Genomic DNA, 9,821 nt, shown 5'->3' with positions numbered 1-9,821 from the left:
GGGGGGGGGGGGGGAGCCGGTCCAGGCCGTGCGCGATCGCCAGCGGCACGCCGAGGTCGGTGTCGACGCTGCCGGGGCGGTCGGCGCAGAGGGCGAAGTCGAAGCCCGGCAGTTCCGCCCCGTGCGGGCCGAAGACCTCGGCGACGATGCCGACGGCGAGCATGCCGGCACCGGGCGGGACGTAGGCGGCGACGGTGGTGAAGGGGGCCATCCGCGGAGTGTGGCACAGCGGGCGGCGGGAGGCTGGCATCTTTCCTGCGATCGCTGGCATCTGTGCCACTCGTCGGGGGTCCGGGCGTCCGACAGGATCGACACATGACGAACGCACCGCTCGCAGACGCCCCCAAGACCGACGCACCGCTTGCCGACGCACCGCTCACCGACGCACCGCTCACCGACGCACCGCTCGCCGATGCACCGCTCGGCCGCAGCGCCACTTTCCAGGTCCTGACCACCGGCTACGTGGGCTCCACCGGCCCCGGGGTCGCCGCCACGGTCTCCTACGTCACGGACGCCGGACGGCATGTGATCTTCGACCCGGGCATGGTCGCGAGCCAGGACGACATCCTCGGCCCGCTGGCCGCGCTGGGGCTCGGCCCCGAGGACATCACCGATGTGGTGCTCAGCCACCACCACCCCGACAACACCATGAACGTGGGCCTCTTCGGCAGCGCCCGGGTGCACGACCACCGGGTCGAGTACCGGGGCCACCAGTGGACCAACCGGGACGCCGAGGGGTACGAGCTGACCCCGTCCCTGCGGCTGATCCGCACGCCCGGGCACAGCGCCGAGGACATCACGCTGCTGGCCGGGACGGCGGAGGGCGTGGTCGCGTTCGCCGGCGACCTGTGGTGGCACGCGGCCGGACCGGCGGAGGACCCGGTGGCTCCGGACCGTGAGCTCCTGCGGGCCTCCCGGCTCCGGGTGCTGGCCGCCGCGGACCTCATCGTGCCCGGTCACGGCGCTCCCTTCCGGGGCGACGAGTCCACCCCGCGGTAGGGCGGGCCCCTCGGGGCGCACCTTCCGACCTCACCGGGCGGCGGGCGGGGCTGGGCCGAATGTATGTATCGCTCTCTTGACTGGCGTCACCGAAGCGCGATACTTGCCTCACTCCCGCTCGCCCGATGAGGTGGCCCACCCATGGAGCTCTCGCCCTCTGCGCACGTGGACACGTTCTGTCGAGACAACCTGCCACCCTTCGAGGAGTGGCCCGAATTCCTGTTCGACCTACCGGAGTTGGCCTATCCGGACCGATTGAACTGCGCACACGAGCTGCTCGATGCGACGATCGAGCGGTTCGGCCCGGACCGGCGCTGCCTGGTCACGCCGGACGGCGTCTGGTCGTACGGCGAACTGCGCGGGCACGCCGACGCGGTGGCCCGGCTGCTGACCGGGCCGCTGGGCCTGGTGCCCGGCAACAGGGTCCTGTTACGGGGCCCCAACGCGCCCTGGCTGGTGGCCTGTTGGCTCGGTGTCCTGAAGGCCGGCGGGGTGGTGGTGACCACCATGCCGCTGCTGCGGGCGGCCGAGCTGACCGCCCTGCACGAGGTCGCGGCGCCCGTCCTGGCCCTCTGCGACCACCGCTTCCTCACCGAGCTGGAGCAGGCCACCACACCCGGGCTGACCGTGGTGCCGTACGGCGGTCCCGGGCCCGAGGACCTCACCGCGCGCTGCGCCGCGACGGCCGGCCCGTTCACCGCCGTACCGACCGCCGCCGACGACGTCGCGCTGATCGCCTTCACCTCCGGCACCACCGGACGGCCCAAGGCCACCCTGCACTTCCACCGCGACGTGCTCGCCAACGCCGACACCTTCTCGCGGCACCTGCTGCGGCCAACCGCCGAGGACCTGTTCGCCGGCACCCCGCCGCTCGCCTTCACCTTCGGCCTCGGCGGCCTGGTGGTCTTCCCGCTGCGGGCCGGCGCGGCCACCCTGCTGCTGGAGCAGGCCACACCCGAGCAGCTGGCCGAGCACGTCCACCGGCACGGGGTCGACGTGCTGTTCACCGCGCCGACGGCCTACCGGGCGATCCTCGCCGCCGGGCTGGCCGACCGGCTCGCCGGGGTGCGGCGGTGCGTCTCGGCCGGCGAACACCTGCCGGCCGCCGTCTGGGAGGCGTTCCGCGAGGCCACCGGGCAGCGGCTGATCGACGGCATCGGGGCCACCGAGCTGCTGCACGTGTTCATCTCCGCCGCCGACGGCGACATCCGCCCCGGCTCGACCGGCCGGCCGGTCCCCGGCTACCGGGCGGCGATCCTGGACGAGCAGGGCCGGCCGGTGCCGGACGGACAGCCCGGGCGGCTCGCGATCAAGGGCCCCACCGGCTGCCGCTATCTGCGCGACGACCGCCAGCACGAGTACGTGCGCGACGGCTGGAACCTCACCGGGGACACCTATGTGCGCGACCCGGACGGGTACTTCTGGTACCGGGCGCGCAATGACGACATGATCGTCTCCTCCGGTTACAACATCGCCGGACCCGAGGTGGAGCAGGTGCTCGCCGACCACCCCGACGTCGCCGACTGCGCGGTGGTCGGGGCGCCGGACGAGCGGCGCGGCACCGTGGTCAAGGCCTATGTGGTGCTGCGCGCGGGGGTCGCCGCCGGGCCGGACACCGTCCGGGCGCTCCAGGAGCACGTCAAACGGGCCATCGCGCCCTACAAGTACCCACGCGCGGTCGAGTTCGTCGACGCGCTGCCGCGCACCGCGACCGGGAAGCTGGCCCGGGCCGAGCTGCGCCGCCGGGCCGCGCCCGAGACGCCGACGGTCACGGCGGCGGCCGGTCCGCAACCCGCCAGCGTGACCGTCGAGCGGCGGGTCGAGTGGTCGGACACCGACGCCGCCGGGCACTACCACTTCTCGGCCGTCCAGCGCTGGGCCGAGGCCGCCGAGGCGACGCTGCTGCGCCGGCTGGGCCTGGACGGGCTGTTCGGCCGGATCCCCCGGGTGCATTTCGAGGCCGACTACCGCGAACGGCTGTGGTTCGGGGACCTGGTCCGGGTCGAACTGCGGGTCGAGCGGATCGGCGGCTCCTCGCTGCACTACGCCTTCGAGGTGCACGGCCCGAACGGCCCGGCCGCCGGCGGGCGGATGTCGGTGGTGCACGCCGCGCCGCACGCCAAGGGCACCGAGCCCTGGCCGGAGCCGGTGCGCCGGGCGCTGACCGGGGCCGGACGGCAGGACCCGGAGGTGATCCGGTGACCGGGGCAGGGGCCGGGGGTGCCCCCGTGACCGGGGCCGCCCGACGGGTGGCGGTGATCGGCGGCGGTCCGGGCGGGCTCTACTTCGCCGCCCTGGCCCGCCAGCTGGCGCCGGAGCGGGAGATCACGGTCTTCGAACGGGACGCCCGGGAAGACGAGTTCGGCTTCGGGGTGGTGTTCTCCGACGAGACCCTGGACGGCATCGCGCAGGCCGACCCGGCCGTGTTCGCCGCGCTGAGCGCCGAGTTCGCGCGTTGGAGCGACATCGACGTCCGGTACGCCGGTCAGGTGCGCACCAGCGGCGGCCACGGGTTCGCGGCGCTGGACCGCAACCGGCTGCGCGCGATCCTGCAACGGCGCTGCGACGAACTGGCGGTGGACGTCTGCTACCGCACCCCCGCGCCCCCGGTCGAGCAACTCGCCGAGGAGTACGACCTGGTGGTCGCCGCCGACGGCATCCACTCGGCGACCCGGGCCGCGTACGCCGGCACCTTCCGGCCGGAGCTGGACGAGCGGCACGCCCGCTACATGTGGCTCGCCACCGACAAGGTCTTCGACGCCTTCACCTTCCTCGTCGAGCGCTTCGACTTCGGGGTGCTCCAGGTGCACGCCTACCCGTACAGCGCGGAACGGTCGACGTTCATCGTCGAGATCGCCGAGGACGCCTGGCGCCGGGCCGGCTTCGAGGCCCTCGCCGACCGGGAGTTCGCGCGCGGCGAGAGCGACGACGAGAGCGTGCGGCGCTGCGCGGAGCTGCTCGCCCCGCACCTGGAGGGACACCGGCTGATCCCGAACGCCTCCCGCTGGATCCGCTTCACCACGGTGCGCAACGCCACCTGGCGGCACCGGAACGTGGTGCTGCTCGGCGACGCCGCGCACTCGGCGCACTTCTCGATCGGATCGGGTACCAAGCTCGCCCTGGAGGACGCCCTCGCCCTGGCCGCGAGCCTCAGCGAACAGCCCACCGTGGAGCAGGCGCTGGCGGCGTACGAGGCGGAGCGGCGGCCGGTGGTGGAGTCCACCCAGCGGGCGGCGCAGGCCAGCCTGGAGTGGTTCGAGACGATCGACCGGCGGACCGGGCAGGACGCCGACCGGTTCGCGTTCAACCTGCTCACCCGCAGCCGCCGGGTCACCCACGAGAACCTCCGGGCCCGCGACCCCGGGTTCGTCGCGGCGGTGGAGGCGGCGTTCGCGGGCGGCGCCGATCCGGCCGGAGCGGCGGCGGTGCCGCCGATGTTCCGGCCGCTCAAGCTGGCCGCGCTGGAGCTGCGCAACCGGGTGGTGGTGCCGCCGCTGGCCACCTTCACCTCGCCCGACGCGCTGCCCAGCGCCTTCGACCGGGCCCAGCTGACCGTCCACGCGCTCGGCGGCGCCGGGCTGGTGGTCGCCGGGATGACGGCGGTCACGCCGGAGGGCCGGGCCACCGACCACTGTCCGGGCCTGTGGAACGACCGGCAGGAGGCGGCCTGGCGCGAACTCGTCGCCTCGGTCAGGGCGGTGAGCGACACCCCGCTCGGGATCCAGCTCACCCACGCCGGGCGACGGGCCGCCACCTCGGTGCCCGGACCGGACGGGATCGGCCGGTCCCTGGGCGCGGACGGCTGGCCGCTGCTGGCCCCCTCGCCGCTGCCCTGGGACGCCGACAGCCCGCGACCGCACGAGGCCAATCAGGTCGAACTCGCCGCCGTGGTCGCCGACTTCGCGGCCGCCGCCGAGCGCGCGGCGCGGATCGGCTTCGAGGTGCTGGAGCTCCAGTTCGGCCACGGCCACCTGCTCTCGGGCTTCCTGTCCCCGCTCACCAACCGGCGCACCGACCGCTACGGCGGCCCGCTCGCCCAACGGTTGCGGTTGCCGCTGGAGGTGCTGGCGGCGGTCCGCGCGGTCTGGCCGGCCGGGCGGCCGCTGCTGGTGCGGATCTCGGCGAGCGACTGGGCACCGGGCGGCCCAGCGAGGTGGAGGCGGCACCAGCGAGGTGGAGGCCGTCGCCACCTGCCGGGCCCTCGGGGACGGCGGGGCGGACGCGGTGGACGTCTCCACCGGCGAGGTCGTCGCCCACCAGCGGCCGCCGTACGGGCGCGGCTACCAGACGCCGTTCGCCGAGCTGGTGCGCGCCGCCACCGGTCTGCCCACCGTCGCGGTCGGCGCGATCTCCGGGTACGACGACGCCAACTCGGTACTGCTGGCCGGGCGGGCCGACCTGGTCGCGGTCGGCCGGGCCCAGCTGCACGACCCGCTGTGGACCCTGCATGCCGCCGCCGAGCAGGGGTACACCGGTCCCGGCGCCCGCTGGCCCGGGCCGTGGGCGGCGGGCAGCCGGCGCCCGCCCGGACCGGGCTCCGACCGGGTGGCGCCGAGGCTGCGGCTGGTGCGCGAGCCCGAGCCGCCGGTGCACCGGCGCTGGCGGCCGGGCGCCGCCGGGCTCAGCGACCGCACCCCGTACTCCGACCGCGCCCACCGCGCCCACCGCACCGACCGCACCGACCGCACCGAGGAGGAACGATGACCGAGCCGATCGCCGCCGCACTGCGGCGCCCGCGCTTCACCGCGGCCGCCGTCCAGGCCTCGCCCGTCTTCCTGGACCCCGCCGCCACCGTGGCCAAGGCGGTCGCCCTGATCCACGAGGCGGCCGAGCACGGCGCCACCCTGGTGGTCTTCCCCGAGGTGTTCGTCCCCGGCTACCCGTACTGGAACTGGACCATGAACCCGGTCCAGGGCTCCCCCTGGTACGAGCGCCTCTACCGCGCCTCGGTGGACGTCCCGGGCCCGTACGTCGACGCCCTGCGCGCCGCCGCCCGCCGGGCCGGCGTGGTGCTGGTGATCGGCGTCAACGAGCGCGGCCGGCACAGCCTCGGGGTGCTGTACAACACCGTGCTGGTCATCGACGCCGACGGCGAACTGCTGAGCGTGCACCGCAAGCTGGTCCCCACCTGGGCCGAGAAGCTGACCTGGACCCCGGGCGACGGCAGCACCCTGCGGGTCCACGACACCGCCGTCGGCCCGCTCGGCGCGCTGGCCTGCGGCGAGAACACCAACCCGCTGGCCCGGTTCACCCTGCTCGCACAGGGCGAACTCGTCCACGCGGCCTGCTACATCGCGCTGCCGGTCGCCCCCGAGGACTACGACATGGCGGAGGCGATCGCGCTGCGCGCCGCCGCGCACTGCTTCGAGGGCAAGGTCTTCACCGTGGTCTCCTGCTCCACCATCTCCCCGGAGATCGTCGACGCCATCGCCGGCGAGGACCAGCAGCTCCGCAAGCAACTCTCCCGCCCGCGCAGCGCGTTGTCCGGAATCTTCGGGCCCGACGGCCGCGCGGTGACCGAGCCGCTGGTGGACGAGGAGGGGATCGTGTACGCCGAGATCGACCTCGGCGACTGCGTCCGCCCCAAGCAGATGCACGACATCGTCGGCCACTACAACCGCTTCGACGTCTTCCGGCTGCACGTGGACAACCGCCCGCTGCGGCCGCTGACCCTTCCCGAACCGCCCCCGAAGGAGGAGGAATGACCGACTACGACGACGACCGGATCGGCCGCGCCCGGGTCACCGACAACCCCGAACTCGCCGCCTACTACGACGAGCTGGCCAAGGTCGACGCGGGCGCGCTGTGGACCGTGGCGAACGAGATCGAGCCCTGGTACCCGCAGCCGAAGTCGGTGCCGGTGCTCTGGCGCTACGCCGACCTGCGCCCGCTGGTCCGCAAGGCGCTGCCCCTGGTCAGGGCCGACGACGCCGGCCGCCGGGTGGTCATGCTGGTCAACCCGGGCCGCCGCGAACTCAGCGCCGCCGTCGGCCTGTTGTACACCGGCCTGCAGATCATGGGCCCCGGCGAGGCGATGACCGCGCACCGCCACCAGGCCTCCGCGCTGCGCTTCGTGCACGAGGGCACCGGCGCCTGGACGATCGTCGACGGCCAGAAGCTCAAGGTCGGACCGCGGGACTTCGCGATCACGCCCAACGGCGCCTGGCACGAGCACGGCAACGAGTCCGAGGACGCCCCGGTGATCTGGCAGGACGGCCTGGACATCCCGCTGGTCAACATGCTCGACGCCAACTTCTACGAGGTGCACCCCGAGCTGTACCAGCGGCCCGGACCGGTGGCCAACTCCTCCCTGCTCAGCTACGGCGGCAACCTGCTGCCGTACGGCATGGAGAAGTGGACCCGGCCGTACTCGCCGCTGCTCGGCTGGCCCTGGGAGCCCAGCTACCACGCGCTCACCCGGCTCGCCCGCGCCACCGAGGGCTCGCCCTGGGACGGGGTGATCATGGAGTACACCAACCCCGTCACCGGCGGCTCGGTGATGCCCACCATGGGCGCCCACCTCCAGTTGCTGCGCCCCGGCCAGGCCACCCGGGCCCACCGGCACACCGGTTCGGTGGTCTACACCGCCGCCAAGGGGCGGGGCGTCTCGGTGGTCGCCGGCCACCGCTTCAGCTGGCAGCAGGGCGACATCTTCGTGGTGCCGTCCTGGGCCTGGCACGAGCACGCGAACCTCGACCCCGGCGAGGACGCCTGCCTGTTCTCCTTCAACGACTTCCCGGTGATGCACTCGCTCGGCCTGTACCGCGAGGAGCCCTACCCGGAGCACGACGGGCACCAGCCCACCACCACCCCGTGACCAGGAGCGCACACCCATGCGGCTGTTGACCTACTGCATCCCCGGCGACGACACCCCCCGCCCCGGCGCCCTGCTCGCCGGGGACCGGGTCGCCGACCTGTCCGCCCTCGCCTCCGCCGCCGGCGTCCGGCTGCCCCCCGACCTGCTGGGCCTGGTCGCGGGCGGCGAACCGGTCCTCGCGGCCGTCCGCGAACTGCTCACCGACGCAACGGCCGGGGGGTCCCTGGTGCGCCCGCTCGCCGAGGTGACGCTGCGCGCCCCGCTGCGGCCCGGCAAGATCGTCGGGGTCGGGCTCAACTACGTCGAGCACGTCGCCGAGTCGCACCGCACCCTCGACACCGAGCGCGAACTGCCCGACCGGCCGGTGCTGTTCAGCAAGCCCTCGACCGCCGTCACCGGCCCCGGCCAGCCGATCCTGCACAACGCCGAGCTCACCAAGCAGCTCGACTGGGAGTGCGAACTCGCCGTCGTCATCGGCACGCCCGCCTTCCGGGTGGCCGAGGCCGACGCCCTGCGGCACGTCTTCGGCTACAGCATCGTCAACGACATCAGCGCCCGCGACCAGCGCCGCTCCGGCCAGTGGTTCTTCTCCAAGGGCCAGGACACCTACGCGCCGTTCGGCCCGGTCGTGGTGACCGCCGACGAGATCCCCGACCCGCAGCGGCTCGACCTGTCCCTGCGGGTCAACGGCGAACTGCGGCAGGACTCCAACACCCGCCACATGCTGTTCGGCATCGCCCGGCTGATCGCCGACATCTCCTCCGGCGTCACCCTGGAACCCGGCGACGTCATCGCCACCGGCTCGCCCTCCGGCGTCGGCGCCGGGATGGTGCCCCCGCAGTTCCTCCGGCCCGGCGACCTGGTCGAGGCCACCATCGAGGGGATCGGCACCCTCGCCAACCCCGTGGTCGACGCCCGCTGACCGGCCGCCCACCCCCGCAGAGGAGCCCGCCCCGATGACCACCAGCTACCGGATAGGCCAGATCGTCCCGAGCTCCAACGTCACCATGGAGACCGAGGTCCCCGCCCTGCTGCGGGCCCGCGAGCGGGTCGCGCCCGAGCGCTTCACCTTCCACTCCAGCCGGATGCGGATGACCCGGGTCACCCCCGAGCAACTGCGCGCCATGGACGCCGAGTCCGACCGGTGCGCCGCCGAACTCGCGGACGCCCGGGTCGATGTGCTCGGCTACGCCTGCCTGGTCGCGGTGATGGCCACCGGCCCCGGCTACCACCGGGAGGCCGAGCAGCGGCTGCACCGGCGCACCGTCGAGAACGGCGCCGCCGCGCCCGTGGTCACCAGCGCCGGCGCGCTGGTGACCGGGCTGCACACGCTCGGCGCCCGGAAGGTCGCCGTCGTCACCCCCTACCTGCGCCCGCTGGCCCGCACCGTGGTCGACTACCTCGGCCACGAGGGCATCGAGGTGGTGGACTTCGCGGCCCTGGAGATCGCCGACAACCTCGATGTCGCCGCCCACGACCCGGCGCGGCTGCCGGACATCGCGGCCGGCCTCGCGCACAGCCGGGCCGACGCGGTGGTGCTGTCCGCCTGTGTGCAGATGCCCTCGCTGTCGGCGATCGAGGAGGCCGAGCAGCGGCTCGGCAAACCGGTCGTCTCGGCCGCCGTCTGCACCACCCACCAGATGCTGCGCGCCCTCGGCCTGCCGGCCTTCGCCCCCGGCGCCGGCCATCTGCTCTCCGGCGCGTTCGCGGAGGCCTGAACCGGGCCCGGACCGGGCGTCGCCGCAGCCCGAGCACCCCGCCGGGTGCCACCGCTATGATCACCACGAGCCGTCGGGAGGAGGTCCGGATGACCGAGAGCACGCCCCGGCCGAGCTCGCTGATCCACACCGTCTACGGCGAGTTCGTCCGCCGTCTCGGCGGCTGGATATCCATCGCCGACCTGATCGCCCTGATGGCCGAGCTGGACGTCGACGCACCCGCCGTCCGCTCGGCCATCTCCCGTCTCAAGAAGGCCGGCACCCTGCTCCAGGAGCGCGGCGGCGGG

General features: G+C 74.2%; 6 protein-coding genes and 4 pseudogenes. 9 read left to right on the top strand and 1 reads right to left on the bottom strand.

Features of this window, described 5'->3' with window-relative positions:
* Positions 1 to 211, bottom strand: a pseudogene (locus VR45_RS31080) (AraC family transcriptional regulator); the annotation flags it as partial.
* Positions 212 to 315: 104 nt separating this feature from the next.
* Between VR45_RS31080 and VR45_RS31075 the strand changes: the two are divergent.
* From VR45_RS31075 to VR45_RS31040, 9 genes and pseudogenes are all read left to right on the top strand, one after another.
* Positions 316 to 999 (top strand): MBL fold metallo-hydrolase, encoded by a 684-nt coding sequence (locus VR45_RS31075; protein ID WP_078896990.1) that lies wholly within the window; start codon positions 316 to 318, stop codon positions 997 to 999.
* 141 nt (positions 1,000 to 1,140) lie between these two features.
* A pseudogene (locus VR45_RS31070) lies at positions 1,141 to 2,739 on the top strand (AMP-binding protein); the annotation flags it as partial.
* Positions 2,740 to 2,799: 60 nt separating this feature from the next.
* The gene (locus VR45_RS49230) at positions 2,800 to 3,201 is read left to right on the top strand and encodes a thioesterase family protein (protein WP_234326335.1); all 402 of its coding nucleotides are present in this window, start codon (positions 2,800 to 2,802) and stop codon (positions 3,199 to 3,201) included.
* Between the two features lie 26 nt (positions 3,202 to 3,227).
* Positions 3,228 to 5,703 (top strand): annotated as a pseudogene (locus VR45_RS31065) (FAD-dependent monooxygenase).
* Entirely contained in the window at positions 5,700 to 6,704 is a 1,005-nt protein-coding gene (locus VR45_RS44635) for a carbon-nitrogen hydrolase family protein (RefSeq protein WP_045943209.1), read from the top strand. Before VR45_RS31065 ends, VR45_RS44635 begins: the two are co-directional and overlap by 4 nt.
* On the top strand, positions 6,701 to 7,816 hold the full coding sequence (locus VR45_RS31055) for a cupin domain-containing protein (protein WP_045943208.1): 1,116 nt from the start codon (positions 6,701 to 6,703) through the stop codon (positions 7,814 to 7,816). Before VR45_RS44635 ends, VR45_RS31055 begins: the two co-directional genes overlap by 4 nt.
* A gap of 16 nt (positions 7,817 to 7,832) precedes the next feature.
* The gene (locus VR45_RS31050) at positions 7,833 to 8,738 is read left to right on the top strand and encodes a fumarylacetoacetate hydrolase family protein (protein WP_045943207.1); all 906 of its coding nucleotides are present in this window, start codon (positions 7,833 to 7,835) and stop codon (positions 8,736 to 8,738) included.
* A 34-nt stretch (positions 8,739 to 8,772) separates the two neighbouring features.
* Positions 8,773 to 9,534 (top strand): Asp/Glu racemase, encoded by a 762-nt coding sequence (locus tag VR45_RS31045; protein ID WP_045943206.1) that lies wholly within the window; start codon positions 8,773 to 8,775, stop codon positions 9,532 to 9,534.
* A gap of 89 nt (positions 9,535 to 9,623) precedes the next feature.
* Positions 9,624 to 9,821 (top strand): annotated as a pseudogene (locus tag VR45_RS31040) (PaaX family transcriptional regulator); the annotation flags it as partial.

Source organism: Streptomyces sp. NRRL S-495, from assembly GCF_000966955.1.
GTDB lineage: Bacteria > Actinomycetota > Actinomycetes > Streptomycetales > Streptomycetaceae > Kitasatospora > Kitasatospora purpeofusca.
This window is presented reverse-complemented; position numbering and strand designations above follow the sequence as displayed.

Coding starts and splice junctions, on each gene's coding strand:
- VR45_RS31075 (WP_078896990.1), top strand. CDS start 316: ATGACGAACGCACCGCTCGCAGACGCCCCCAAGACCGACGCACCGCTT.
- VR45_RS44635 (WP_045943209.1), top strand. CDS start 5,700: ATGACCGAGCCGATCGCCGCCGCACTGCGGCGCCCGCGCTTCACCGCG.
- VR45_RS31055 (WP_045943208.1), top strand. CDS start 6,701: ATGACCGACTACGACGACGACCGGATCGGCCGCGCCCGGGTCACCGAC.
- VR45_RS31050 (WP_045943207.1), top strand. CDS start 7,833: ATGCGGCTGTTGACCTACTGCATCCCCGGCGACGACACCCCCCGCCCC.
- VR45_RS31045 (WP_045943206.1), top strand. CDS start 8,773: ATGACCACCAGCTACCGGATAGGCCAGATCGTCCCGAGCTCCAACGTC.